We start from the raw sequence: 26432 nt of genomic DNA, 5'->3' as shown, positions 1-26432 counted from the left end.
TATCCGGAAATCTATTCCTCCTGCCGATAGTGCGCCACGAAATTGGCCAGGATCTTTTCAGGCACCACCACATTGGCCGCATGGACCATATCGATCAGGGATTGGGCCTCTTGCGGGGGGAAGTACCCGTGGTGCTTGTAAATCCCGATCCGCGTTTCAAACCCATGGGCGTCTGCTTCGGGGTGGAATTGCGTGGCATAGACGTTTTGCCCAAAGCGTACCATCTGGAACGGGCATTCGTCGGCGGTGACAAGATGGGTGCAGCCCTCGGGCAGAAACTGCATCGCTTCTTTATGACCCACAAAGGCTTCAAACTCTTGCGGCAAACCTTTGAGCAGAGGGTCAGATCCTCCGTCTTCGGTCACGCGACACGGGGTGGCGCGCACCGGTTCGCCATATTTCTCTTTCGAAATGGCACCGGGTTGCAGGTGATGCCCAAGAATACCAATCCCGTAGCAACAGCCCAGAAAGGGCATGTCGCGCGCGGTGATCTCCGGCATCAGGGACAGGCATTCCGCCTCGATCTTCGCTTCGAGTGGGTTCTTTTGTTCCGGGGCGTCCGACACGCATCCCGGTCCGCCACCGACAATCACCCCGGAATAACGACCCAGATCAAGATCCATCGGCAAGTTGTCCTGGTCCAAGCGAATGCGATGCACCTCATCTGCGGACAATCCGCCTTTGGTCAGGATGGCTTGAAATTCGTCATCCGACGCGTCGGTTTCGGGGCGCAGCTGCAGGATCAGAAACGGTTTCATCTTGGGCCTTCGGTTGAGTTTTCGCGACAATGCCCGATCCGATGGGCAAGGGCAATCTGCGTTGTCTTCTGCAGTGTCTGCGGACCAAAAGGATCTTTGGGGATGCGTCGATTTGAAACATTCCTATATGTGAATTTATTTGCGAACATGTGAAGTAGCAAAGTGTGTCTTCGTCGCGCGAACCGGGGACAAGGAGAGGTAGCCATGAAATATATCCTGAAAAGGATGGTTCTGGTTGCGTTCGGGCTGATGTTTGCGCAGATGGCTTGGGCGGAAACCACAACCACAGGGGCGGTGGTGCCCGATGCCCCCACCATCATTTCCACCAGTTCCACCGCGGATCACAGTCAGTTCGAAGCGCTGAAAGGCCCGTTTGCATCCGGCCCCGAGGTGACCAAAGCCTGTTTGTCCTGCCATACCGAGGCGGACAATCAGTTGATGCATTCGATCCACTTCAACTGGTCTTATGACAGCGAGTCGGGCCAGTCGCTGGGCAAATCCAAGGTGATCAACGCGTTTTGTGGCAATGTGGCCGGCAATGAACCGCGCTGCACCTCTTGTCATGCGGGCTATGGCTGGGATGACATGTCCAAGACCCCGCAACAGGCAAATGTCGCCCCGGATTGTCTGGTCTGTCATGACCGGTCGGGGCAATACACCAAATCTGCCACCGGGGCAGGACATCCGCCGCTGGATCCCGTAAAACCGGGCACCAAGACGATCACCGGGGCGCTGGCCTGGGCGGTGGATCTGCCCAAGTCCGCGCAATCCGTGGGGATGCCGGGGCGTGACAATTGCGGCAATTGCCATTTCTACGGCGGCGGCGGCGACAATGTGAAACATGGCGATCTCAGTTCAGCGCTTTACAACCCGACCCCGGAGGTCGACGTGCATATGTCCCCGGACGGCGCGAATTTCACCTGTGCAACCTGCCATGTGGAAGACAAGCACAATTGGGCCGGCTCGCGTTATGATACGGTGGTGCAAGAGACGGGCCTGCGTCAACCCGGCGCCGGGCGCACCACGGCGACCTGTGAAAGCTGCCACTCTGACGCGCCACATCCCCTGACTATCAAGGGCGTGAAGCTGAATGATCACACCGATAAGCTGGCCTGCCAATCCTGCCATATCCCGGAATTTGCCCGTGGCGGTGTGGCGACCAAGACCTATTGGGATTGGTCGGCTGCGGGCCGCATGGGACCGGATGGCAAACCGATGCATGAAGACAATTGGGTGCAATCCGACGGAAAAAAACTGCACACCTACCTGTCGACCAAAGGCATTTTTGATTACGGCGAGGACGTGGTGCCGCATTACGCCTGGTTTGATGGCCATGTGGAATATGCAACCGACGAGGTGATCGATCCCACGCAAGTGGTTGAAGTGAACCGTTTGGGTGGCACGCCGGGGGCGACAGACAGTCGGATCTGGCCGTTCAAACGCATGAAAGGGCGTCAGGCCTATGACACGGCGTCAATGAAGCTCACCTATTCGCAGGTTTGGGGCCCCACCACTGACACGGCCTTCTGGACCAATTTCGATTGGGCCAAAGCGATTGAGGCAGGGATGAAAGCGGCAGGGCGGGACTATTCCGGTCAGTTCGATTTCACCGATACCTATATGTACTGGCCGATCACCCATATGGTGGCACCGGCGGAACAGGCGCTCGATTGTGTGGCCTGTCATGCCGAGGACGGCCGGCTTGAAGGGATTGATAACGTCTATCTGCCGGGAACCGACCCGAAAGGGCCGTTTGCCCTGATTGGCATGGTGGTCCTGGCCCTGGCGGTGCTGGGGGTTATTGGCCACACGCTGCTGCGTGTCATCGGCCGCAAACAAGGGGGGATCTCGTCATGAGCAAACGTATCGTCAAGGTTTACCCGCGGTTTGAAAGGGTCTGGCACTGGACACAGATGGTGCTGATCATGGTGCTGATGGTGACCGGGTTCGGTTTGAACGGGGTGCATAATCTGATCCCCTTTGGCCCGGCTGTGATGTTTCACACGATGGCGGCGCTGGCGCTGTTGTGCATCTGGATCTTCGCCACCTTCTGGCTCTTTACCACCGGCACCTGGAAACAGTTCGTGCCCCAGTTGGATGGCATGATGCAGGTGATGCGCTTTTACGCCTACGGGGTCTTCAAGGGGGAAAAGCACCCATACAAGAAACAGTATTGGCGCAAGCACAACCCATTGCAAATATTTGCTTATTTCGGGTTGAAGATATGTGTCTTCCCGATGATCTGGGGCACTGGCATCTTGTATATGACCTATAATTTCTGGGCGGATGGGGATGCGAGTTTCGCGCTATACGTGATTGCCAACCTGCACCTTCTGGCGGCCTATGTGATCGCCGCTTTCGTGGTGATCCATGTCTATATGCTGACCATCGGCCACGGGTTCCGCGAACATGTGCGCCCGATGATCAGCGGCTATGAAGAGGTCGATCTGACGCCCGAGCAAGAGGCCTATCTTGAGGCCAACGAACCGGATAGGCTTATGCCGCGCCAGGGCTGAGGTGCACGCTATTCTGTTGGAGGCGCGGGTCCAAATCGACCCGCGTTTTCATGTGAGCTGCAGGGCAGGTGAGGGCGGTGAGGGACAGGTCAGGCAAATGGCCGTCTGGCTCAGCAAAGTTGGGCACAGCAAAGTCGGGCATACCAAAGTCTGGCTCATAAAAGCCTGGCACACCAAAAAAGGCTCGCCAGAGGGGAGCCTTCATACATGGTGTTCTGATTTTCCGATTGCTAAGCCCCGATTGCCATGCCCCGATTGCTAAGCAAGGCCGCGCGAGGTCAGGTAGAGGGTGCCTCCGACCGGAGCGAAGTTACCGGCCCCAGGTGCGGACAGTGCCACAATCCATATGCACAAAGTTGGAACCCGAATATCTGCCGACCCCACCACCGCGACAGGCGGCTGCGGCTTTGAACATCTGGTTCACACTGCGGGTCTTCAGACGCAAATCGGCGGCCATCCCCTTCATATGCAGGGAGTTTTTGGCGACGCCGCGTGATTTGCGACGCAGCATGGCATTTGTTTGCGGCGAACGATAGCCGGACAGCATCATGTAAGGTTCCCGTGCATCCATAAGCCCGTGTGCTGCGGCCATGATGTCAATGGTGCGGGTGTCCATCTTGATCGCCCGGTCCACGCGCCAGTCGCGCATGAAGTGATTGATCTCTTTCAGGGATTCTTTGATGTATTTGCCTTCGACCCAGTAAATCATATTGATCGATTCACCGGTGCGACCGGAATACATGGCGATGCGACGAACATCACCGCCACCGCGCAGGAAACCTGCGGCATTGGCATACATTGGTGCGGCCGAGACAGCAGTGGCTGCAAAGGCCCCAAGGAGCCCCCGGCGTGTCATATGTATAGGAGTGCTTTGCCCGTTCGAAAGCTTGCTCGTCATCGTTCTAGCGTGTCCCGTCGCTTGCCTGCTGCGCCTGTGCCCTTATGTCAAGGCATTGAAGACGCGAGAAATTGTTGTCACCTTTCCCCCCGGTGCGCCTGCTTTATGGCATAACTCGAATCGCAAACCAAGGGGAGTTTTCAAAGGGTTCCCAAATTCAAGACTAATAGGCAAAATTTTGCTGAAATTGATAAAAAACTGGTTAAGCGTGACCCAAACGCTCCAGATCGGGCGGGTTTGCAATGACACGGATCAAATGCGACACAGTTTTCTCTTTTGTGAATGGACAGAGTTGAAGAGATTGAGGAAAATTGCCGCACCTACAAAACATTGCGACCTATGGGATTGAGATGACGACGTATACGCTGGGGCGGCGAAAAGCAAATTTCCTGAAGTTTTTCATGGTTTGGACAGTGAGCCTAGGGCTGTTTGTGCTGTCTGCCGGGGCACCGGCACGTGCGCAGTCGAAACCCTCGGCCTTTGCACAGGCGGTTGCCGAAGCGGCGGCGCGCGATTCCTCGGTGGCGGCGTTCTATAAGGCCAATGGGTATACGCCGATCTGGACCGGCAAGGGCAACAAGGATCGATCCCGACGCAAGGCGCTGTTGCAGGCGCTGTCGCGGGCGGCGGACCATGGTCTTCCGGTCGCGGCTTACGATACCGAGCTTTTGACGACCAATCTGCGGTCGGTCAAAAGCATCCGGGATCTGGGCAAGCTTGAAGTTCAGATGTCGAAACTGTTTCTGGATTATGCGCAGGACGTGCAAACCGGTGTGCTGACCCCGAAACGGGTGGACAGCGGCATCGTGCGTCAGGTGCCCCTGCGGGACCGGGCCAAATTGCTGGCAGCCTTCGCCAGGTCGAGCGCCTCGGGGTTTTTGAAGGCTCTGCCGCCGCAAGCCCCGGAATACAAGCGGCTGATGAAGGAAAAGCTGCGGCTGGAAAAGCAACTGGGCAAGGGCGGCTGGGGGGCAAAAGTGCCAGCCAAATCGCTCAAACCTGGTCAGTCGGGTGCTGCGGTGGTGGCGCTGCGCAATCGCCTCATGGCGATGGGGTACCTGAAGCGATCCGCCAGCCAGAGCTATGACGCGTCGATCCAGAAAGCGGTGCAGCAGTTCCAGATGGATCACGGGCTGACCGCGGATGGGGTCGCCGGGACCGGCACGATGGCCGAGATCAATACCGGTATTGAAAAACGGCTGGCCTCGATCCTGGTGGCGATGGAGCGCGAGCGCTGGATGAATATCGAGCGGGGCAAGCGCCATATCTGGGTCAACCTGACGGATTTCAGCGCGAAAATCATGGATGGGGGCAAAGTCACCTTCCAGACCCGGTCTGTGGTCGGCAAGAACACCTCTGATCGTCGCAGCCCGGAATTTTCCGACGTGATGGAATTCATGGTGGTGAACCCGACCTGGAACGTGCCGCGTTCGATTGCCACCAAGGAATACCTGCCGATGCTGAAGAAGAACCGCAATGCGGTGAGCCATCTGAAGCTGATCGACAGCCGGGGGCGCACCGTAAACCGCGGTGCAGTGGACTTCACGCAATACACGGCAAAGTCGTTTCCTTTCGCCATCAAACAGCCGCCGTCGAGCCGCAACGCGCTTGGCCTGGTCAAGTTCATGTTCCCGAACAAGCACAATATTTATCTGCATGACACCCCCTCCAAAAGCCTGTTTGCCCGCGAAGTGCGCGCCTTCAGCCATGGCTGTATCCGACTTGGGGACCCGTTTGATTTCGCCTATGCGCTGCTGAAAAAGCAAAGTTCCGACCCGAAGGGCACCTTCCACAAGGCTTTGAACTCCGGGCGCGAAACCCGGATTGACCTGAAAGCGCCGGTGCCGGTGCATATTGTCTATCGGACCGCAGTTATGCCCGCCAAGGGGCGTGCCAATTATCGCCGCGATGTCTATGGGCGTGACGCAAAGGTATGGGCCGCGCTGAACAAAGCCGGGGTGGCGCTTCGTGCCGTAGGCAGCTAAATCCTTGTGTAAGATATGCCGGGGCGTGGTAAATTGTCCCGGTGTTCGGGCCCGTCCCTGGTGTCACATGCGGTCAGGCCCCCCACAAGGAGAGACAGATGCAATTCACACTTGCCGAGATTGCGACCGCCCTGGGAACCGAGGTTCTGGGGCGTGGCGATATTGTATTGACCGGGGCAGCAGAACCGGGGGAAGCAACGGCGGACCAATTGGCCCTGGCGATGGACCCGAAATATGCGGATGGGTTGGCAAAGGGACAGGCCAGGGCAGCCCTTTTGTGGGACGGGGCAGATTGGCAGGCGCTGGGTCTTGAGGGCGCTGTGAGCCTGAAACGTGGCAAGACAGCAATGCCGCTGTTGACCAAAGCGCTGGACCCGGGTTTGGGCGTGGTCCCCGGCATTCACCCGACCGCTGTTGTGGATGAAACGGCGCAGATCGGCGAAGGCGCGGCAATTGGCCCGCTGGCCGTGATCGGGGCCGGTGTCAAAATCGGTGCCAATGCCACGATCGGCGCCCATGTCTCGGTCGGATATGGCACGATCATTGGCGACGATGTCACCCTGCATCCCGGATCGCGCGTGGCGCATCTTTGCACCATCGGCGACCGGTTCACCCTGCAATCCAACGCGGTGATTGGCGGGGACGGATTCTCGTTTGTGACGCTGGATAAGGAAAGCGCGGTGGAGAGCCTGCGGGGTGGCATGGCCGAGGGGGAAGAGCAGGACAAGGTGGAAGGCAGTGCCCATTGGGCGCGGGTGCATTCGCTGGGCGGGGTGGACATCGGAGACGATGTTGAAGTGGGTGCCACCTCGACCATCGACCGGGGCACCATCCGTGCCACACAGATCGGATCGGGCACCAAGATCGATTGTCAGGTCCAGGTGGGGCATAACGCCATTGTTGGCGAGCACGTCATGATGTGCGGCAATGTGGGCGTGTCGGGATCTGCCAAGATCGGCAACCGTGTGGTTTTGGGGGGCAAGGTCGGTGTCAGTGACAATATCTTCATCGGCGATGACGTGATCGCCGGGGGCGGCACCAATATCTATACCAATGTGCCAGCTGGCCGCGCGGTGCTGGGCAGCCCTGCGGTGAAGATCGAAACCGAAATGGCCATTCGCCGCGAGTTGCGCCGCTTGCCACGACTGGCCCAAACTTTGCGCGACCTTCAAAAAACTGTTGCAAAGCTGACAGATAAGGACGGGTGAAAGACATATGGCCCCGGACCCGCCACTTGAGTGGTGGGTCGCCATTGCCTAAATAAGGCAGGAAACAGGGCCATGCAGGAAAGCAGGACGGAACATGTCTGATATTAAAGACCGCGTGATCGCCATACTTGCCGAACAGGCCGTGTTAGAGCCCGGCGATGTGCGCCTGGAACAATCGCTCGAAGATCTGGGCATTGACAGTCTTGGATTGGTGGAAAGCATCTTTGCCATCGAAGAAGCCTTTGATATTTCGGTGCCATTCAACGCCAATGATCCCAGCGAAAGTGATTTTGATATTTCCTCCGTGGCGGCGATCATCACCGCCGTCGAAGGGTTGATCAAAGAACAGGCCGCCTGATCCCATGCGGCGCGTGGTGATCACGGGGCAGGGCACAATCAATGCTCTTGGCCGCAATGTGGCAGAAACCTTTGACGCGATGCGCGAAGGGCGCTGCGGCATTTCGGAACTGGAATTTCAGGATGTGGAGCGCCTGTCGATCCGCATCGGCGGGCAGGTCAAGGGCTACGACCCCGAGGCGCATTTCAACCGCCAGAAAATCTCGCTTTATGATCGGTTTACCCAGTTCACCCTTCTGGCGGCCAAAGAGGCGCTGGACCAGTCCGGGCTGGTGTTCTCCGGCGAATTGGCGACGCGTTCTGGCGTGGTGCTGGGCACGTCGGGCGGGGGGATGAACACGCTCGATGAAAACTATCGATCCGTCTATGAAGACGGCAAAAATCGGGTGCATCCCTTTGTGGTGCCGAAGCTGATGAACAATGCGGCGGCCAGCCATGTGTCGATGGAATGGAACCTGAAGGGGCCAAGCTTTACCGTCGCCACCGCCTGCGCCAGTTCCAACCACGCGATGGGGCAGGCCATGCAGATGATCCGCTCTGGCATGGCCGATGTGATGGTCACTGGTGGCTCCGAGGCGATGCTTTGCTTTGGCGGGATCAAGGCATGGGAAGGGCTGCGCGTGATGTCCAAAGACGCCTGCCGCCCGTTTTCCGCCAATCGCAATGGCATGGTCCAAGGCGAAGGGGCCGCGGTGTTTGTTTTCGAGGAATATGAGCATGCCAAGGCGCGTGGTGCCGAAATCATCGCCGAAGTGGCAGGCTTTGCCATGTCATCTGACGCGGCCGATATTGTCATGCCGTCGAAACAAGGGGCGGCGCGCGCCATCAAGGGGGCGCTCACCGACGCGCAGTTAGATGTGGAAGAGGTGGGGTATATCAACGCCCACGGCACCGGCACAGCGGCCAATGACAAAACGGAATGTGCGGCCGTGGCGGATGCCTTTGGACATCATGCAGATGATCTGATGATCTCTTCGACGAAATCCATGCATGGGCACCTGATCGGCGGCACCGGCGCGGTAGAGCTGTTGGCCTGTATCATGGCCCTGACCGAAGGGGTGATTCCCCCCACCATCGGGTATGAAGAGCCCGATCCGGAATGCGCGCTGGATGTGGTGCCAAACGAGGCGCGTGTGGCAAGGGTGCAGGCTGTGCTTTCAAACGCGTTCGCCTTTGGCGGGCTGAACGCGGTTCTGGCGTTGCGTAAGTTCAGCTAAACGCCTGTCATTAAAGCGTTTCGACTTATTGTTGAGACACAATAATGAGGCGAAACGCTCGGATCCTACTGATGTTGCGGGCGTTTCTAAATCAACTTGTGACTCAAGTTTATCTCGAAACGCTTTAAGATATTGTTTTGAAAAAAGAAACGCCGCCCTTTAGGGCGGCGTTTCTGGTCTCCGGTGACATCCGGATTACTGTTCTGCGACCTTCGGTGTGACCAGCTTGTCATAGGCGGCGGTGAAACCGGTCAGCGACATGTTCAGGTTCACTTTCTGGCCCGGGGCGGCGGCGTGAACGATGGTCACCGTTGCCTTGGCGCCTTTCTTGAACGAGGCCACTTCGCCCGAGGTGAAGCCGATATTAGCCACACAGCCGGGCTGGGCACAGAAGCGGAACGGATAGCGGCGGGTCTGGCCACCATCCACGCTGATGGTCAGCTGCTGGGTCAGCAGGGTTTCCAGCGGGGCCACAACAGTGGCGCCAACCACAGCCTGACCACCGGCGGGCAGTTTGCCCATCGACACTTCAGCCACCGAATTGCCCTGCTCATCGGTCAAAAGCTGGTACATCTGGCAAGGATCATCACCATCTGGATTTTTCAGGCATTTGATTTCCCAGTCGCCCTCTTTTTCCTGCACATAGGGTTGTCCGGGTTTCAGTTCGCCTTCCGCCACTTCGGTGCCCATCGACAGGCCGCCCTCCGCGGCTTCACCAGCGGTCTCACCAGCACCGTCCGCCGGGGCCGCTTGGGTGGTTTCAGCTGCTTCACCTTCGGTGGCAGCGGGTTCAGTTCCGTCTTGGGCCAGTGCAGCGGTGCCCATGGCAAGAATTGCAGCGACGGAGAGGGATTTAATCAGCTCAGCCTTCATCATATTTCCGTTTTTCCAACGTCCAAGGTTTCATTGAGCTTGGGCATATCATGGGACGCCGAAGCTGTCAGTCCGAAAAGGCAGAAATTGGGGAAATCCGCTGATTTGCAGAGATCACCGAAACCGCGGAGATCCCTGAAAGCGGGTCGCCAAGCCCCGGATCTTGCGCAGAAAAAAAGAAAAGGACCCGACGCTGCGGATCCCTTTCCAATTCTCTCCCTGCCGGACTGACCGGCTTATGCGTGGACGCTAAGACGAAAGGTCGCAGGGGTCAAGGGGGGATTTGATCTGGATCAGAAAAAAGCCGCGCCCAAAAGGCGCGGCAGTCTGACAGGGAGGAAGTATTCCCGGGACGCTTGCCCATCGGGAATGAATTCACTCTTTCACATAAGGGTTAATTTTGTATTGTCAGGGAGAACTGTGATGGGCGCGCAGTGCGCACATCCACTGCAACAGGCAGTTTCAAAACGATTTTAGCGGGGCATCGGGGCGGTATGAGCGAGCGTATTTTCATCGGGGGCGGCGGCGAGGACTATGCCGAGGCACAGGGGCTTTTGCTGAAATATGCCAACCGGCACGGGTTGGTGGCCGGGGCCACGGGCACCGGTAAAACAGTCACGTTGCAGATCATGGCCGAAAGCTTTGCCGCGCAGGGTGTGCCGGTCTTTCTGTCGGACGTGAAGGGCGACCTTTCGGGCTTGGCCGTCGCCGGGTCCGAGGGGTTCAAACTCCACGACGCCTTCACCGCGCGCGCCGAAAAGATCGGCTTTGCCGACTATTCCTATGCGGCCTTCCCGGTGACGTTCTGGGACCTTTATGGGGAGCAGGGCCATCCGATCCGCACCACGGTCACGGAAATGGGGCCGCTTCTGCTGGCGCAGCTTCTGGACCTGACAGAGGCACAAGAGGGCGTGTTGAACATTGCCTTTCGCGTGTCCGACGAACAGGGGCTGCCGCTTCTGGATCTCAAGGATCTGCAGGCGCTTCTGGTCTGGGTCGGCGAAAACGCCAAGGATCTCAGCCTGAGATACGGCAATGTGTCCACCGCGTCGGTGGGGGCGATCCAGCGCGCGCTTCTGGTGCTCGAAAACCAGGGTGGGCACCGGCTCTTTGGCGAACCCGCATTGGAGCTTTCCGATATCCTGCGCACAGACACGGACGGGCGCGGGCGGATTTCCATTTTGGCCGCCGACAAGCTGATGGGCGCGCCCAAGCTCTATGCCACTTTCCTTCTATGGCTTTTGTCAGAGCTGTTTGAAGAGCTGCCCGAAGTGGGGGATCCGGACAAACCGAAGCTGGTTTTCTTCTTTGACGAGGCGCATTTGCTGTTTGACGGCGCGCCCAAGGCGCTGGTGGACAAGGTGGAGCAGGTGGCGCGATTGATCCGGTCGAAAGGTGTTGGCGTTTATTTCTGCACGCAAAATCCGGCGGATGTGCCCGAAGATATTCTTGGCCAGCTGGGCAACCGGGTGCAGCACGCGCTGCGCGCCTTTACGGCCAAGGATCGCAAGGAACTGCGTCAGGCCGCAGAGACCTATCGTGACAACCCGCGCTTTTCCACCGAAGACGCGATCCGCGAAGTGGGGGTGGGCGAGGCGGTGACCTCGTTTCTGGAACGAAAAGGCGCGCCGGGCGTGGTAGAGCGGACGTTGATCCGCCCGCCCTCGTCGCAACTTGGCCCGGTGGATGCGGTCACGCGCAAGGCACTGATCGCGGCGTCGCCGATTGCTGGCAAGTATGAAGAGCTGAAGGATCGCGAAAGCGCGTTTGAACAGCTGCGGGCGCGGGCCGAGAAGGCCGCAAAAGAGGCGGAAGAGGCGGAACGTGCCGAAGAAGAAGCCGAAACTGTTGCCGAACGTGAATATCGCGCCGGGCGGCGCTATTCCGGCAATCGTGTGGGCCGGTCGACCTCGCGCAAACCGCGCCGCAAATCTGACCAGAGTTTTGGCGAAGCCGTGGCCAGCGTGGTGATCAAAGAGCTGAAAGGCACCACGGGCCGGCGCATTGTGCGGGGCATTTTTGGATCGCTGTTCAAGGGGCGGTGATCCGGTTTACGGGACGGTCCTAAAGCGGTTCGGAGGAGGCTGGCGTCGCGAGGCCCCAAATCAGGTCCGCGCTTAGTGGCACGCGGTCGGGTAGGTGATCTTGTCCGCAGGCTCGTCTTGCCCGGTGAAACAGGTCACGCGCCCCACACCATCGGCCCAAAAACGGTTCGGGTCCAACTGTGTCATGCCTTGCCACCAGTTGGTTCCGGACGCTGTTCGGGCGCCGGGGGCGTTTTCGCGATGATATTCGAAATGCAGATGGGGGTAAGACGCCAGGACACCGGTTGCGCCAAGGGTGCCGATCTGCTCGCCGCGATCCACGCGATCTCCGACCTGAACCAAACGCGTCTCCAGATGGAAATAGAGCGTTTGCACCCGCCGTCCCTGGTCGTCCACGCCATGTTCAATCACCACCCGATTGCCATAGGCGGGTTCCCACAGGCTGATGGTGACCCGGCCCGGGGCGGCAGCAAGGATCGGGGTGCCGGTGGGGGCCGCGATATCGATACCCTTGTGACCCGCGCCACCGCCGGGGGACAGGGGCATGAATTGCTGGGCAATCGGATGCGCCCCTTTGGGCATCGTCAGTGGGATGGCGTCGACATGCGGACGATAAGACGCCGCTGTACCAGAGCCGCCAGTCACGCAACCGGTCAGCGAAACCATCGCGATCAAAGCGGCAAGCCGGATCATCGGTGGTCTTCTTTCAGCGCCCGGATCTTCAGTTCGGCAATGCGGTTGCCCTCACGTTTGAGAACTTCGAAGCGGAACCCATGGAAGCTGAAAACCTGTCCTTCATTGGGGATCATCTGTGCTTCGTGAATGACCAGCCCCGCGATGGTGTTGGCCTCGTCATCGGGCAATTGCCAGTCGCGCGCGCGGTTCAGGTCGCGGATGGTCATGGCCCCGTCAATCAGGAAATGCCCATCCGGGGTGCGGGTGATTTCATCTTCCTCGGCGCTGTCGAATTCATCGGTAATCTCGCCCACGATCTCTTCCAGAATGTCCTCAAGCGTGATCAGCCCCTCCAGCGATCCATACTCATCCACCACCAGGGCAAAATGCGTGTGGCGGCGCAGGAACTGGCGCATCTGGTCATCAAGCGTGGTGGTTTCGGGGATGAAATAGGGTTCTTTCGCCACCTGCATCACGTCGAAATCATCCAGCGATTTGCCCTCGGATTGATAGGCATACATGGCGCGGCTCAGGTCCTTGGCGTGGATCAAACCGATGATGTTTTCCTGCTCTTCGCGAAACACCGGCAGGCGCGTATGGGGCGAGGCGAGGCTTTGTTCCAGCACCTCGATGGCCGGGGCGTCTGCGTCCAGCATTTCGATCTTCGAGCGGTGCAGCATGATCTCTTCCACCACACGGTCGCCCAGATCCAGCGCGCCCAGCAGGCGGTCGCGGTCTTCCTTTTCCACCGCGCCTTCGGAATGGCCCAAGGAAATCGCCCCGGCAATCTCTTCGCGCACCGCGAGGATCTGACTGTCCGGGTCGGTCTGTACACCAAAGATCCGCAGCACCACGCGGGTGATGCTGCGCACGGCCGCCACAATGGGCGCAAAGATCAGGATGATAAAGGAAATCGGGCCCGAGGCCGCGCCGGCGGCCGTTTCCGGGCGGGTGATGGCATAGGTTTTGGGCAGGACTTCGGCAAAGATCAGAACAAGCAAGGTCATGACCAGGGTCGCAAGCGCCACACCGCTGTCGCCGAAAAGCCGGGTGAACAATGCCGTCGCCAGCGAGGTGGCGAGGATGTTCACAAGGTTGTTGCCCAAAAGGACCGACCCGATCAGCCGTTCATTGTCCTCGGTGATATCCAGCGCCCGGGTCGCCCCCCGATCGCCTTTGTCGGCACGTGACCGCAGCTTACCACGAGAGGCCGCCGTCAAGGCGGTTTCCGAGCCCGAGAAAAAGGCCGACAGCACCAGAAGCGCCAGAATGGCGGCGGCGGTGATCCAGAAACTGGTGTCGAGCATGATGGGGGCCTTCTCCTTTATGATGTCACAATCGGGTTTCGGCTTTTTGTTGCAATCGAAACCCCTTAGGGATGTATGGGCTCAAGACCGATTGTTTTCAAGGGAGTGGGTGATGGAAGAACATCAATCCGAACAGGCAGTGACGTCTTTAAAGGAAGATACATCCACGCGCGCGCGCGATCCGTCGGCCGCGCTGGTGGCCTTTGCCCATGCGCCTTTGGCAAAGGAGACTGACGCGCTGCGGATGATGCGCCTGTCCCTGCTGGACTGGGCGTCGGTTGCGATGGCGGGGGTGCACGAGCCGGTGGCGCGGATCACCCGCGACATGGGCCTGTCGGATGGGGGCAACGCGCAGGCCAGTGTGATCGGGTCGCAAACCCGTCTGCCAGCGCGCGCGGCGGCGTTGATCAATGGGGCCACCAGCCACGCGCTGGATTATGACGACACGCATTTCGCCCATATCGGCCACCCCTCGGTGGCGGTGATCCCGGCGGTTTTGGCGGTGGCCGAGGCCGAAGCGGACGGGACAACCGGGCCGGACCTGTTGGAGGCTGCCTTGGTTGGGGTCGAGGCGTCCATTCGGATGGGCATCTGGTTGGGGCGCAGCCATTACCAGACCGGTTTTCATCAGACCGCCACGGCAGGGGCCTTTGGGGCCACGGTGGGTGTGGCGCGGCTCTTGCAACTAACTGCCGATCAAACCGCCCATGCCCTTGGCCTGACCGCCACCCGCGCGGCGGGGCTGAAAAGCCAGTTTGGCACGATGGGCAAACCCTATCACGCCGGGATGGCCGCCCAGACCGGGGTCGAAGCTGCATTTGCGGCCAGGGCCGGGTTTTTGTCGGCCCCCGATGGGATTGCCGGGCCGCAAGGGTTTGGCCCCACACATGCGGGCGAGGCCAACGAGGGCGCGTTTGATGGCCTGGGGCAAGACTGGCAGATCCTCACGATCAGCCATAAGTTCCACGCCTGCTGCCACGGCACCCACGCGATGCTCGAGGCGCTGTCGCCCTTGTTTCTGAAACCCGACACAATCCAGTCGATGCGCCTGAACACCCATCCGCGCTGGTTGTCGGTCTGCAACATCCCCGCGCCCAAAACCGGGCTGGAGGTGAAGTTTTCATACGCCCATGTGGCGGCGATGGCGATTGCGGGGCGCGACACGGGCGCGTTGGACAGCTTCACCGACGATCTGGCGCTGGACCCGGATTTGGTCGACCTGGCGGCCAAGCTGGAGGTGATCGGCGATGACAGCCTGCCAGAAACCGCAGCGGTGCTGGAGATCGACACCAGTGAGGGGCGCAAGCGCGTAGAGCACGATCTGGACACCCCGATGGAGATCGACACGCGCAGCCGAAAATTGCGCGCCAAATCCCGCAGTCTCGTGGGCGGGCAGGCGGACCGGTTGTGGGCGGCGGTGATGGTTGAGGACGGCCCGGATCTGGCGGCCCTGACCCGGCTGCTGCGGCTGGCGTGACGGGCGTTCACATCAGAAAAATAAGGCGGAGGCCCGAAGGCCCCCGCCACGACGCGCATCAAAAGTGAGCGGTCAATCGGGCCTGGTCAGGATGGCCCCGTCGACCGATGCGCGCCCAATGACCGCCCTGACAGTCAGGAACGGGCGGTCAAACCTTGCGTTACGAGGTAAAGTCGTAGGCGCGTTCCCCGTGGGCCGACAGGTCCAGCCCGTTGGTCTCGGTTTCCAGATCCACCCGGATTGGCGTGATGAGGGCCACCAGTTTCACCAGCGCCAGCGTCACGACAAAGGTGAAGATGCCGACAATGACCAGCGCCCCCACCTGCGCCACCCACGCCCCGTGGCCGAAGGCGGCGATCATGAGCGTGCCAAAAATCCCGCCCACGCCATGCACCGCAAACACATCCAGCGTGTCGTCGATTTTCATCTTGTTGCGCACGAAGTTCACCGCTTCCTGACACAAGATCCCGGCCACCGCGCCAATGATCAGCGCCTCAACGGGACCCACAAACCCTGATGCGGGCGTGATCGAGGCGAGGCCCGCGATGGTGCCGGTCACGATGCCCACAAGCGACGCTTTGCCATATTTGATCCGCTCCCACACGGCCCAGGTGAGCGAGGCGGTCGCGGCGGAAATATGCGTGACGGTGATCGCCATGGCGGCCCCGCCATCGGCGGCCAGTTGCGAGCCGCCATTGAAGCCAAACCAGCCCACCCACAACATGCCCGCGCCCATGAACACAAGGCCCGGTGCGTGCGGCGGCGTGGTGCGGTGTTTGCGCGGTCCCAGCACATAAGCGATGATCAGAGCGGCGATGCCTGCGGTTTCATGCACGGTGATGCCACCGGCGAAATCCTTGGTGCCAATGTCACCGAAAATGCCGCCATCCGACATCATGCCGCCGCCCCAGATCCAATGCACCACCGGGGCGTAAACCAACAGCATCCAAAGACCCGAGAAGGTCAGGACAAAACCAAACCCCACCCGTTCCACATAGGCACCGACGATCAGCGCCGGGGTGATCACCGCAAAGGTCATCTGGAAGGCAAAGAACAATACCTCGGGCAGGGTGCCCGACAGGCTGTCGATGCTGACTCCGTTCAAAAAGAGCTTGCCCAAGCCGCCCCAGACGCCGTGATCTGACCCGCCAAAAGCAATGGAATAGCCCGCGATGAACCACAACACGCTCATCAAACAGGCGATGGCATAGACATGCATGAAGACCGACAGCACGTTGCGCGCCCGCACAAGGCCGCCGTAAAACAGCGCAAGCCCCGGCAGTGACATGAACAGCACCAGGGCCGTTGCGGTTAAAATCCAGGCTGTATCGGCGGCATTCATTGCAGTCCCCTTCGATCCGATTTCGCAATTGCCTATCGAAATGGCGGAAATCTGCGTGGATGAGGAGAAAAGCCGCGATCAGGGCGCGTCTGAAGGGGGGATTTTCGCGCGTCGCCTAAAATATGGGCGCGTTGCTCTGCTGGGTGGCGTAAACGGCGGCGATTTACGGACGGGGTCGGGCGCGCCCCGCAGCGTCCAGCAGCAGAGACAGGGCGTGTTGCGCGGCCCCTTGGCGCACCGCATCGCGCCCCGGCGCGCCGAATTCGATCGTCTCACTATGTGTGTCATCCGTGGTGGCGATGCCAAAACACACCCGCCCTTCGGGCTTGTGCTCTGACCCGCCGGGGCCAGCGATGCCGGTGATCGACACGGCGATATCGGCCTGCGCGTTTTGAAGAGCCCCCGCCGCCATCTCTCGCGCCACCTCCTCACTGACCGCCCCAAAGGCGTGCAGGGTTTCAGGGCTGACCCCCAGCATCTCGGTCTTGGCGGCGTTTGAATAGGTGATGAACCCGCGATCATAGACATCCGAACTGCCCGGGACCGCAGTGATCCAGGCCCCCACCATGCCCCCGGTACAGCTTTCGGCGGTGGCAATTTTCAGCCCCTTGGCGCGGCACAGATCAAGCAGGTCGGCAACGCGCATGTCTTATCCCATCAAAACGGCGTGCGAGAGATAAGCCGCCGCAATGACCGTGATCGCGGCGGCAACCCCGGCATATACGTCATCCAGCATCACACCGGTGGCGTCGCCCCGCCGGTCGGCCGTGCCAATTGGACCCAGCTTGGTGATGTCGAAAAACCGGAAGGCCAGAAAGGCGACGATCCAACCCGGGTAAAGCTGCAGGATATCCGCGCCCATGATGCGCGCGCCGAAAGACACGGGGAACAGGGCGATCCACATGCCCACCACCTCGTCGATCACCACTTCGGACGGGTCGTGGTTGTCAGATCCTGCCGTATAGGCCGACGTCGCCTTCAGGCCGATCAGATAGGCCGCAATGGTCGCCGCGGTCAGCGCAACGGGCCCGCCGATAACATGCAGCAGCCAGGCCACGGGCAGGGCGGCCAGCGTGCCCCAGGTGCCGGAGGCGGGTTTCAGAAGACCTGAATAAAAGAAGGTCGCGATCAGCTTGGCGGTGGACTGTTGCATTGCTTACCCCTTGATCAACGTCGCGACAGCCATCGCGGCGATGCCTTCTTCGCGACCGGTAAAGCCCAGCCGTTCCGACGTGGTGGCCTTGACCGAGACCTGACCGATCTCCAGCCCCATGATCCCCGCCAGTGATGTGCGCATCGCCACCGCGTGCGGGCCGATCTTGGGCCGTTCACAGATCAGCGTCACGTCGACATTTGAAATGCGATAGCCGCGATCCGTGGCGCGGCTGACCGCGTGGCGCAGGAAGATGTGGCTTTCAGCACCTTTCCATTGCGCGTCCGACGGTGGGAAATGCTGACCGATATCGCCATCCGCCAAAGCGCCGTAAATCGCATCGGTCAGCGCGTGCATGCCGACGTCCGCATCGCTGTGGCCCTTTAAGGTCTTGTTATGCGGCACCTTCACCCCGCACAACACCACATGATCGCCCGCGTCAAACGCGTGCACGTCATAGCCCTGGCCCACCCGAATATCCATGTCTCAGCCCTTCATCAGCTCTTCAGCCCGGGCAAAATCCTCGGGCGTGGTGATTTTCATATTCCGCTCCTCGCCCGGGACGATGGCCACGTCAAGCCCTGCGGCGCGCGCAACCTCGACATCATCTGCGGCCCCGCCGGGATGGGTGCGATGGGCGGCGAGGATCCTGGCGAAGTGGAACCCTTGCGGGGTCTGGGCGCGGTAAAGCCCCTCGCGGCTTTCCGTGCCGGTGACCCGCCCCCCCGCGCCGCGCCACAGGGCGTCGGTCACCGGTATGGCCGGGGCGGCCCCCGGATGGGTGTCGAGCGCGTCTATCACCGCATCAATCACCCTGTCCGACACCAAGGGCCGCGCCACATCATGGATGAGCACCAAGTCCGGCGCATCCGGTTCCAGAGCCTCAAGCCCGGCCTGCACCGATCCATCACGGCTGGCGCGTCCATGTACCAGGGTGACACCCTCGATGTCTGCGGCAATCGCGTGATCATCCGGGTGCACGACCAGACAAATCTGGCCCATGCGGGGATGGTCGCGAAACCGTGCTACCGTGGCATCCGCGACACGGGCCTCGCCCAGCGCGCGCCATTGTTTTGGCACCCCGCCACCCGCGCGCGTTCCACGCCCGGCGGCCACTATGAGGGCGGCAATCTTTTGGGTCTTCATGTTCATGCCCCATGTTTAGGCTTTGCTGCGAAAGAGAACAATGGGCGCGATTGCCCCATGGAAACTGCCTAAAAAATGTGCAAAATGAAAATCCAGCGGCGCGGGATTGGGCAAATTCTTGTTTGTTTGCAATCCCGCGCGCAGGGTTTTCACGACTGCACAAGGAATAGGCATGGCTCTTTCGATCGGAAATGTCGCGCTGGACGCGCCTGTGGTTCTGGCCCCGATGGCCGGGATCACCGATCTGCCGTTTCGTCACCTGGTCGGGTCGTTTGGGGCCGGGTTGGTGGTGTCGGAAATGGTGGCGAGCCAGGAAATGGTGCAGGCCAAACCGGGCGTGCGCGAACGGGCGGAGCTGGGCTTTGGGCTGGCGAACACCGCCGTGCAGCTGGCCGCGCGTGACGTCTATTGGGCCGGAGAAGCTGCACGGATGGTGGAAGCCAATGGCGCAAAAATGATCGACATCAATATGGGCTGCCCCGCGCGCAAAGTGGTGGGCGGCATGTCCGGGTCTGCGCTGATGCGCGATCTGGATCATGCCCTGAAGCTGATCGAGGCGATTGTCGGCGCGGTTTCTGTTCCGGTGACGCTGAAAACCCGGCTGGGGTGGGATGATCACAGTCTGAACGCGCCGGAGCTCGCGCGGCGGGCGGAAGGGGCAGGGATCCAGCTGATCACCATCCACGGGCGCACGCGGTGTCAGTTTTATAAGGGCCGGGCTGATTGGGCCGCCATTCGCCCGGTGAAAGAGGCCGTGTCCATTCCGGTCATTGCCAACGGGGATATCGTTGACACCGCCACGGCCCGTCAGGCGCTGGCGCAATCGGGGGCCGATGGCGTGATGATTGGCCGGGGGGCTGGCGGGCGACCCTGGGTTTTGCAACAAGTGGCGCATGATCTATACGGTGCGCCGGCCCCGACCATTCCCACCGGTGCCGCGCTGGTCGATATGGTGCAAGACCATTACCGCGCCAGTCTGGAGTTCTATGGCCCCGAGCTGGGTGGGCGGGTCATTCGCAAACACCTTGGCTGGTATATGGACAATGCCCGCACACCACCGGACATTCGCAAAACCATCCTGTCCTCCCGCGATCCCGCGCAGGTCCTAGACCTGATCCCGGCCGCATTGCTTGAGGAGGCGGCGGCATGAGTGATGCGCTGTGGTCCGCCCTTCCGATCCCGGCGCTTGCCCTGTCCGCGGACGGGGGGATTGAACAGGTCAATGGCGCGGGCGAAGCCTTTTTGAACCAATCAGAAAAGGGCATGTTGGGAAAACCCTGTCAGGATGTCCTGGTTCTGGGGCTGGATCTGCAGGAGGCTATGGCGCGGGTGCAGGCCGCTCAGGGGCCCCTTTTTGTGGATAAGGTCAAAATCTCGCCCCTGAACGCGGCCCCGCGCGAAGTCACGCTGCAACTGACCCCGATGGGGGATGGTCTGCTGTTGCTTTTGCAACCGCAGCAGGGGGAGCATCTGGGACAGGTGCAAGGCAGCAAGGCCGCGCGGCAGGCGATTGGCATGGCGGAAATGCTGGCCCATGAAATCAAAAACCCGCTGGCCGGGATCACGGGTTCCGCGCAGCTTTTGTCGATGGGGCTGGGGCCGGAAGATCGCGAGCTGACCGATCTGATTGTTGCGGAAAGCCGCCGGATTGTGGCGCTTTTGGATCAGGTGGAGCAGTTCGGCGACCTGCGCCCACCCGCCTGTGACGCGGTGAACATTCACGATCTTCTGGAACGCGCCCGGGCCACGGCGCGGGTCGGATATGCGCAGGGCTGCGAGATTTCCGAGGATTACGATCCCTCGTTGCCCCTGACATATGTAGATGCTGATCAATTGATGCAGGTGTTTCTAAACCTTCTTAAGAACGCGTCAGAAGCCACGGGTAGTAAGGGAGAAATTAAAATTCGAACTTACTATGATGCAGGGCTGCACCGGCGCGGACCAGATGGCGAACGTTTGGCGTTGCCGCTTCAGGTCGAGATCATCGACAATGGGCCGGGCCTGCCGCCTGACATTGCTGATCATATCTTTGATCCCTTTGTCTCAGGGCGCGAAAACGGCACCGGCCTTGGGCTGGCGCTGGTGTCCAAGATCCTGACCGACCACGGTGGGCTGATCGCTGTCACCTCACATCCCGGCAAGACCGTGTTTCGCGTGTCCCTGCCGATCGCGCCGCCTGTTGCGCCAACCAAAACCTAAGGAGTGGGTCCATGGATGGAACCGTATTGATCGCAGATGACGACCGCACGATCCGTACCGTGCTGACACAGGCGCTGACCCGCGCCGGGTGTCGGGTGCATGCGACCGGATCAATGGTCACCCTGATGCGCTGGGTTGAAGAAGGGCGTGGCGATGTGGTGATTTCCGATGTGATCATGCCCGATGGGAACGGCTTGGAAAACCTGCCAAAGATCGCCCAGATGCGGCCCGACCTGCCGGTGATCGTAATCTCGGCGCAAAATACGATCATGACCGCCATTCAGGCCGCCGAGGCCGAGGCGTTTGATTACCTGCCAAAACCGTTTGACCTGCCGGACCTGATGAAACGCGTGGGGCAGGCGTTGGAGCGCAAGCGTTTACGTCCCTCTCATGCCGCAACGCATGACGGCGGGGCGCAGAGCTCGGATCTGCCGTTGGTGGGCCGCAGTCCGGCGATGCAGGAACTGTATCGCCTTGTGGCCCGTGTTCTGAACGTGGATCTACCGGTTCTGATCACCGGGGAAAGCGGTACGGGGAAATCCCTGATTGCCCACGCAATTCATGATTTTTCAACGCGGCGGGATGCGCCCTTTGTGGTGGCAACACCTGATGATCTGGGCCCGGCGGATGCGCTGTCTGATCTTTTGCGCCGGGCCGGGCAGGGCACCATCCTGTTTGACGGGGTTGGCGATCTGGATGCGGACGCCCAGGCGCGGCTGTCACGCTTTGTGGACGGGCTTGGCGCCTCTGGGCCACGGGTGATCGCCATTTCGCAGGGGGATCTGTCTGCTGCCATCCGCGCCGGGGATTTCCGAGAAGACCTGTATTATCGTCTGGCCGGTGTGGTGATTGCCGTCCCGGCGTTGCGTGAACGGCTTGAGGACATTCCGGCGCTGGCCGAGCATTTCATCGCGCGCACGGCAGGGGATGGGCTGGCCAAACGCAGTTTGAATGACGAGGCGATTGGCATTCTGCGCGCCCATCCCTGGCCGGGCAACCTGCGCCAGCTGGAAAACCTGATGACCCGCCTTTTGGTCACCGGCAGCGAAGAAGACATCACCACGGGTGAAATTGAAACGGCCCTGTCGAGCGATTTTGGCGGACAAGCCCCAAGCGGCGCGCCGGATGAGCGGCTTTCCGCTTCGGTTGCGCGGCATTTGCAGCATTACTTCGATCTGCACGGGGGCACATTGCCGCCGCCGGGGCTTTACCAGCGGATTTTGCGCGAAATCGAACTGCCCCTGCTGGAAATCGCCCTGGATGCGACGGGTGGCAATCAGGCGAAATGCGCTGATTTGCTGGGGATCAACCGCAATACTTTGCGTAAAAAGATCACCGACCTCGGAATCGAGGTGACACGCCGCCGCAAGTTGATGTAAAAGGGCAACAAGCGTTGCAATTCGGCACTGGTCCGCTGCGGGTCAATCAAGCCAAACAGGTTGTGATGCGAATTGGCCGGATCAACCGGTGAACGAGGCGGGACCGTCGGCCCATGTCCAGTGAAAACACGGGCAATATAGGGCAATGGTGGTCCGGTGAGTGTTGGGGGGCAAGACGTTGGCAGAGCGCAGGATGCGCAAAACCAGCCTTGAGCGGTACATCGCGCTGCGAAACTGGCGCAGGCTTCGCACGGCATCAGCCCTGGGGTTGATTCTGCTTGGTCCCGTTCTGGCGGTCGCGACCTTTCTGATCATGGGGTTCTTCGCCCAGGGCAGCGACAGCATTGCGCTGCGCCTGATCCTGCTGGCCGATATCGTGTATGTGATTGTGGTCGCTGGCATGGTGATTGCCGGGATCACGCGGATGATTGCAGCGCGCCGGCATGAAAGTGCCGGATCGCGTTTGCACCTGCGCCTGACGGGTGTTTTTGCCTTCATTGCCCTGAGCCCCACGGTGCTTGTGGCGATTTTTGCCATGCTGACGGTAAATCTGGGGCTTGAGGGCTGGTTCTCCGAACGGGTGCGTCTTGTGGTGGGCAATTCCCGCGCCGCGGCTGAAGCCTATAAAGGGGAAAGCCGGGATGGGTTGTTGCAGGACGCCACGGCCATTTCCGCTTTCCTGACCCTGGAGCGCCAGCGCCAGTTCCTGCTGACGGAAGGCGAATTGGGGCAGCTGTTGATCGACGCGCAAGGGCGTATCCAGCGGGGCCTGAAAGAGGCGTTTATCCTCAATTCCGATGGCGATATCCGGGTGCGTGGGAACCGGTCCTACCTGTTCAACTTCGACCCTCCCGGCGCGGAGGACATCGAGCGGGCCCTGGCCGGTGAGGCTGTGGTCATCGAGGATTGGGCGCAAAACGAATTCCGCGTCTTGTTAAACCTGACTGATTTTTCGGATCACCTTCTTTACCTGACTCGCGAAGTGAATGGCGACATCCTGGATCTGGTGGATGAAACGCAAGAAGCGGCGCGGCTTTACACCCAGCTGGAAAGCCAGCGGGGCCAGCGCCTGTTCCAATTTGGCCTGATTTATCTGGGCTTTGCGATGATCCTGATTCTGGCGGCGGTCTGGATGGGCATGTGGTTTGCCGAACGTCTGGCGCGTCCGGTGGGGCGCCTGGCGGGGGCGGCCAAACGTGTGGGGGCAGGGGATCTGGATGTTCAGGTGCTCGAAGAGCGGGGTGATGACGAGATTGCCATGCTGGGGCGCTATTTCAACCAGATGACCCGGCAGCTGAAAGGCCAGCGCCAACGCCTTGTGGACAACACACAACAGATCGATGCGCGCCGCCGCTTGTTCGACAGCGTGCTCAGCTCGATCACCGGGGGGGTGATTGGCCTGAACGCAGAGGGGCGCGTGACCTTCCTGAACCGCGCTGCGGAACGCCTGCTGGAAGTGCAGGATGAAACCGGGCAGGAGCACGAACTGGCCCTGGTGGTGCCGGAATTTCAGCCGCTGCTGGACGAGCTGCGGCAAAGCCATCGTGACAGCGTTCAGCAAGAGGTGCGCCTTGCCCGCGGCGGGACGCAGGAAAGCCTGCTGGTGCGTATTGCGATGCGTCACAACGAAGACGGCGCGCTGGAAGGCTATGTGATCGCCTTTGACGATGTGACGGATCTTGTCTCTGCGCAACGCATGGCGGCCTGGGGCGATGTGGCGCGGCGCATTGCCCATGAAATCAAGAACCCCCTGACGCCGATCCAATTGTCGGCCGAACGGATCAAGCGAAAGTTCTCGCGCGTTGAGGGCGTCGATGTCGAGGCGCTGGAGCAATATACCGAGGTGATCGTGCGCCAGACCAATGACCTGCGCCGGATCGTCGACGAGTTCTCGAAATTTGCGCGCATGCCGGAGCCGGAACGGCGGCGCACCGACATTGTTGCGCTGGCCCGTGATGCGGTGCTGTTGCAGCAGGCTGGTCAGGAAGGTGTATCGATCCAGGCGCAATTGCCAGATCAGGTGGTCGAGCTGGACGTTGATCCGACCATGATCGGGCAGGCGCTGACAAACCTGATTAAAAACGCGGGCGAAGCCATTGAAACATTGCAGGAAAAGGGTGGTCACGATGATCATTCGCCGCAAGTTAAAGTGGTGATGAGCCTGATGGAAACCGGGGTGCAGATCACCATTGCCGACAATGGGATTGGCCTGCCGGAAGATCGGGCGCGGCTGTTTGAACCCTATGTCACCACCCGTGACAAGGGCACCGGTTTGGGTCTTCCGATCGTGAAAAAGATCATCGAAGAACATGGGGGGACGCTGACATTGGAGGATGCCCCCCCGTTTGAAGACGGCGCGCATTGCGGTGCTATGGCAATTATTTGGCTTCCGGCGGACCTGCCGCCGGCGGCCGCAAAGACATAAGGAAAAGGTTGAGATGGGCGAGACACGCGGTGACATTCTGATTGTCGATGATGAACGGGATATCCGGGAATTGATCTCGGATATCTTGGAAGATGAAGGGTTTACCACCCGGCTGGCCGGCACGTCGGACGAGGCGGTGGCGCAGGTGAAGACCGAGACACCGGCGTTGATGATCCTCGACATCTGGCTGAAGGATTCAGCGATGGATGGGATCGACATCCTGAAGATGGTCAAACGCGAACATCCCGAAGTGCCTGTGGTGATCATTTCCGGCCACGGCAATATTGAAATTGCCGTCGCGGCCATCAAGCAGGGCGCGTATGATTTCATCGAGAAACCTTTTAATATCGACCAGTTGATGGTGGTGGTGACCCGCGCCATGGAAACCAGCCGCCTGCGTCGGGAAAACAATGCGCTCAAGCGCCGGGATGGCGCGCCGCGCGACATGATTGGATCAAGTTCTGCGTTCAAGCTGTTGAAAAGTAACCTGGATAAAGTCACCAAATCGAACGGTCGCGTGTTGCTGTCTGGTCCGGCGGGGTCAGGCAAAGAACTGGCCGCACGTTATATTCACGCCAATTCCGATCGGGCCTCGGCGCCATTCGTTGTGGTCAATTCCGCCTCGATCGAAGCGGACCGGATGGAAGAGGTTTTGTTTGGTCGTGAAACCACCGAAAAAGGGGTGGAGCAAGGCCTTTTGGAAGATGCCAACGGGGGGGTGATCTACTTTGACGAAGTATCCGACATGCCGCTTGGCACCCAATCGAAAATCCTTCGTGTGCTGGTGGATCAGCGGTTCCAGCGTGTGGGTGGAAACGAGAAGGTCAGCGTAGATATTCGGGTAATATCCAGTTCAAACAGGGATTTGCAGCAGGAAATTGAAGCGGGTAACTTTCGCGAGGAGTTGTTTCACCGCCTGAATGTCGTGCCAATTTCGGTGCCGGCGCTGGCGGATCGTCGCGAAGACATTCCCGAACTTGCCGCCCATTTCCTGGAGATGTTCAATCGCGAACAGGGCCTGACCCTGCGTGATCTCAGCGAAGAGGCGCAGGCAATGTTGCAGGCGCAAAACTGGCCGGGCAACGTGCGCCAGCTCAAGAACATGATGGAACGGGTGCTGATCCTGGGCGATGGCACCGGCGCGATCCAGGCGTCCGAGCTTCCGGGGGCGGATACGGGGGCCGAGGATGGGGCAGGTGATCAGATGCTGGCCCTGCCCACCGCGCTGGCCACATTGCCGCTGCGCGAGGCGCGCGAGGCGTTTGAGCGGGAATATCTTCTGACGCAGATCAACCGCTTTGGCGGCAATATTTCACGGACCGCTAACTTTGTCGGCATGGAGCGCAGCGCATTGCATCGCAAGCTGAAATCGCTTGGCGTGGTGACCGGCAACAAGGCTGGTGCCCGGGTCGCTTATGTGGCGCAGGAAGAGGCCAGCGAAGAGGCATAGATCAGGCGCCGCCACAAAGCGG

General features: G+C 60.1%; 23 protein-coding genes. 13 read left to right on the top strand and 10 right to left on the bottom strand.

What is annotated here, in order from left to right; genetic code table 11:
* Window positions 1–11: 11 nt before the first annotated feature.
* A complete protein-coding gene (locus ACP15V_RS08235) occupies window positions 12–758 on the bottom strand; it encodes a glutamine amidotransferase (RefSeq protein WP_424943191.1) in 747 nt (248 codons plus the stop codon).
* A gap of 204 nt (window positions 759–962) precedes the next feature.
* Between ACP15V_RS08235 and ACP15V_RS08230 the strand changes: the two genes are divergently transcribed.
* Both ACP15V_RS08230 and ACP15V_RS08225 read left to right on the top strand, forming a co-directional pair.
* Window positions 963–2615, top strand: coding sequence for a tetrathionate reductase family octaheme c-type cytochrome (locus ACP15V_RS08230; RefSeq protein ID WP_424943190.1), 1653 nt, complete (start codon window positions 963–965; stop codon window positions 2613–2615).
* Window positions 2612–3274: a cytochrome b/b6 domain-containing protein gene (locus ACP15V_RS08225; protein WP_424943189.1), complete on the top strand. Its 663-nt coding sequence runs from the start codon at window positions 2612–2614 to the stop codon at window positions 3272–3274. The genes ACP15V_RS08230 and ACP15V_RS08225 overlap by 4 nt, the downstream gene beginning before the upstream one ends.
* 310 nt (window positions 3275–3584) lie before the next feature.
* Here ACP15V_RS08225 and ACP15V_RS08220 read toward each other — a convergent pair whose 3' ends face one another.
* Window positions 3585–4130, bottom strand: coding sequence for a YcbK family protein (locus tag ACP15V_RS08220; protein ID WP_424943188.1), 546 nt, complete (start codon window positions 4128–4130; stop codon window positions 3585–3587).
* A 443-nt stretch (window positions 4131–4573) separates the two neighbouring features.
* Here ACP15V_RS08220 and ACP15V_RS08215 point away from each other — a divergent pair, with 443 nt between their 5' ends.
* The 4 genes from ACP15V_RS08215 (at window position 4574) to ACP15V_RS08200 (ending at window position 8939) form a co-directional block, all read left to right on the top strand.
* Window positions 4574–6157 carry a L,D-transpeptidase family protein gene (locus tag ACP15V_RS08215; protein WP_424943187.1) on the top strand — a complete coding sequence of 528 codons (1584 nt, stop codon included), beginning with the start codon at window positions 4574–4576 and terminating at the stop codon, window positions 6155–6157.
* 98 nt (window positions 6158–6255) lie between these two features.
* A complete protein-coding gene (locus tag ACP15V_RS08210; RefSeq protein WP_424943186.1) occupies window positions 6256–7365 on the top strand; it encodes a UDP-3-O-(3-hydroxymyristoyl)glucosamine N-acyltransferase in 1110 nt (369 codons plus the stop codon).
* Window positions 7366–7459: 94 nt separating this feature from the next.
* Complete coding sequence (locus ACP15V_RS08205) at window positions 7460–7723, top strand: acyl carrier protein (protein ID WP_424943185.1); 264 nt, start codon at window positions 7460–7462, stop codon at window positions 7721–7723.
* Between the two features lie 4 nt (window positions 7724–7727).
* A complete protein-coding gene (locus ACP15V_RS08200) occupies window positions 7728–8939 on the top strand; it encodes a beta-ketoacyl-[acyl-carrier-protein] synthase family protein (protein WP_424943184.1) in 1212 nt (403 codons plus the stop codon).
* A 195-nt stretch (window positions 8940–9134) separates the two neighbouring features.
* On the opposite strand, the gene ACP15V_RS08195 is transcribed toward ACP15V_RS08200, so the two are convergent.
* Window positions 9135–9812, bottom strand: a complete 678-nt coding sequence (locus ACP15V_RS08195) for an invasion associated locus B family protein (protein ID WP_424943400.1) — start codon at window positions 9810–9812, stop codon at window positions 9135–9137.
* Between the two features lie 494 nt (window positions 9813–10306).
* Here ACP15V_RS08195 and ACP15V_RS08190 point away from each other — a divergent pair, with 494 nt between their 5' ends.
* Entirely contained in the window at window positions 10307–11857 is a 1551-nt protein-coding gene (locus ACP15V_RS08190) for a helicase HerA-like domain-containing protein (RefSeq protein WP_424943183.1), read from the top strand.
* 72 nt (window positions 11858–11929) lie between these two features.
* Here the strand turns inward: ACP15V_RS08190 and ACP15V_RS08185 are convergent, their stop codons facing one another.
* Together ACP15V_RS08185 and ACP15V_RS08180 are read right to left on the bottom strand one after the other, a co-directional pair.
* Window positions 11930–12550, bottom strand: a complete 621-nt coding sequence (locus ACP15V_RS08185; RefSeq protein ID WP_424943182.1) for a M23 family metallopeptidase — start codon at window positions 12548–12550, stop codon at window positions 11930–11932.
* The gene (locus tag ACP15V_RS08180; RefSeq protein WP_424943181.1) at window positions 12547–13839 is read right to left on the bottom strand and encodes an HlyC/CorC family transporter; all 1293 of its coding nucleotides are present in this window, start codon (window positions 13837–13839) and stop codon (window positions 12547–12549) included. Before ACP15V_RS08180 ends, ACP15V_RS08185 begins: the two co-directional genes overlap by 4 nt.
* A 112-nt stretch (window positions 13840–13951) precedes the next feature.
* On the opposite strand from ACP15V_RS08180, the gene ACP15V_RS08175 reads away from it, so the two are divergent.
* Complete coding sequence (locus ACP15V_RS08175; RefSeq protein WP_424943180.1) at window positions 13952–15316, top strand: MmgE/PrpD family protein; 1365 nt, start codon at window positions 13952–13954, stop codon at window positions 15314–15316.
* Between the two features lie 160 nt (window positions 15317–15476).
* Here the strand turns inward: ACP15V_RS08175 and ACP15V_RS08170 are convergent, their stop codons facing one another.
* The 5 genes from ACP15V_RS08170 to ispD all read right to left on the bottom strand — a co-directional run bounded on the left by ACP15V_RS08170 (window position 15477) and on the right by ispD (window position 18957).
* The gene (locus ACP15V_RS08170) at window positions 15477–16658 is read right to left on the bottom strand and encodes an ammonium transporter (RefSeq protein ID WP_424943179.1); all 1182 of its coding nucleotides are present in this window, start codon (window positions 16656–16658) and stop codon (window positions 15477–15479) included.
* A 163-nt stretch (window positions 16659–16821) separates the two neighbouring features.
* Window positions 16822–17304 carry a CinA family protein gene (locus ACP15V_RS08165; RefSeq protein WP_424943178.1) on the bottom strand — a complete coding sequence of 161 codons (483 nt, stop codon included), beginning with the start codon at window positions 17302–17304 and terminating at the stop codon, window positions 16822–16824.
* Between the two features lie 3 nt (window positions 17305–17307).
* Window positions 17308–17811 carry a phosphatidylglycerophosphatase A family protein gene (locus ACP15V_RS08160; RefSeq protein ID WP_424943177.1) on the bottom strand — a complete coding sequence of 168 codons (504 nt, stop codon included), beginning with the start codon at window positions 17809–17811 and terminating at the stop codon, window positions 17308–17310.
* Between the two features lie 3 nt (window positions 17812–17814).
* The gene (gene ispF / locus ACP15V_RS08155; RefSeq protein ID WP_424943176.1) at window positions 17815–18294 is read right to left on the bottom strand and encodes a 2-C-methyl-D-erythritol 2,4-cyclodiphosphate synthase; all 480 of its coding nucleotides are present in this window, start codon (window positions 18292–18294) and stop codon (window positions 17815–17817) included.
* Between the two features lie 3 nt (window positions 18295–18297).
* Complete coding sequence (gene ispD, locus ACP15V_RS08150) at window positions 18298–18957, bottom strand: 2-C-methyl-D-erythritol 4-phosphate cytidylyltransferase (protein ID WP_424943175.1); 660 nt, start codon at window positions 18955–18957, stop codon at window positions 18298–18300.
* A gap of 172 nt (window positions 18958–19129) precedes the next feature.
* Here ispD and dusB point away from each other — a divergent pair, with 172 nt between their 5' ends.
* The 5 genes from dusB to ACP15V_RS08125 all read left to right on the top strand — a co-directional run bounded on the left by dusB (window position 19130) and on the right by ACP15V_RS08125 (window position 26410).
* Window positions 19130–20107 (top strand): tRNA dihydrouridine synthase DusB, encoded by a 978-nt coding sequence (gene dusB, locus ACP15V_RS08145; protein ID WP_424943174.1) that lies wholly within the window; start codon window positions 19130–19132, stop codon window positions 20105–20107.
* Window positions 20104–21156, top strand: a complete 1053-nt coding sequence (locus tag ACP15V_RS08140; RefSeq protein WP_424943173.1) for a two-component system sensor histidine kinase NtrB — start codon at window positions 20104–20106, stop codon at window positions 21154–21156. The genes dusB and ACP15V_RS08140 overlap by 4 nt, the downstream gene beginning before the upstream one ends.
* Before the next feature lie 11 nt (window positions 21157–21167).
* Complete coding sequence (locus tag ACP15V_RS08135) at window positions 21168–22535, top strand: response regulator (RefSeq protein WP_424943172.1); 1368 nt, start codon at window positions 21168–21170, stop codon at window positions 22533–22535.
* A gap of 193 nt (window positions 22536–22728) precedes the next feature.
* Window positions 22729–24960: an ATP-binding protein gene (locus tag ACP15V_RS08130; RefSeq protein WP_424943171.1), complete on the top strand. Its 2232-nt coding sequence runs from the start codon at window positions 22729–22731 to the stop codon at window positions 24958–24960.
* A 13-nt stretch (window positions 24961–24973) separates the two neighbouring features.
* Entirely contained in the window at window positions 24974–26410 is a 1437-nt protein-coding gene (locus ACP15V_RS08125; RefSeq protein WP_424943170.1) for a sigma-54-dependent transcriptional regulator, read from the top strand.
* Window positions 26411–26432: the final 22 nt, after the last annotated feature.

Source organism: Aliiroseovarius crassostreae, from assembly GCF_049803815.1.
Classification (GTDB): domain Bacteria; phylum Pseudomonadota; class Alphaproteobacteria; order Rhodobacterales; family Rhodobacteraceae; genus Aliiroseovarius; species Aliiroseovarius crassostreae_A.
The sequence above is the reverse complement of the archived record's forward strand: the minus strand, read 5'-3'. Positions and strand labels throughout refer to the sequence as shown.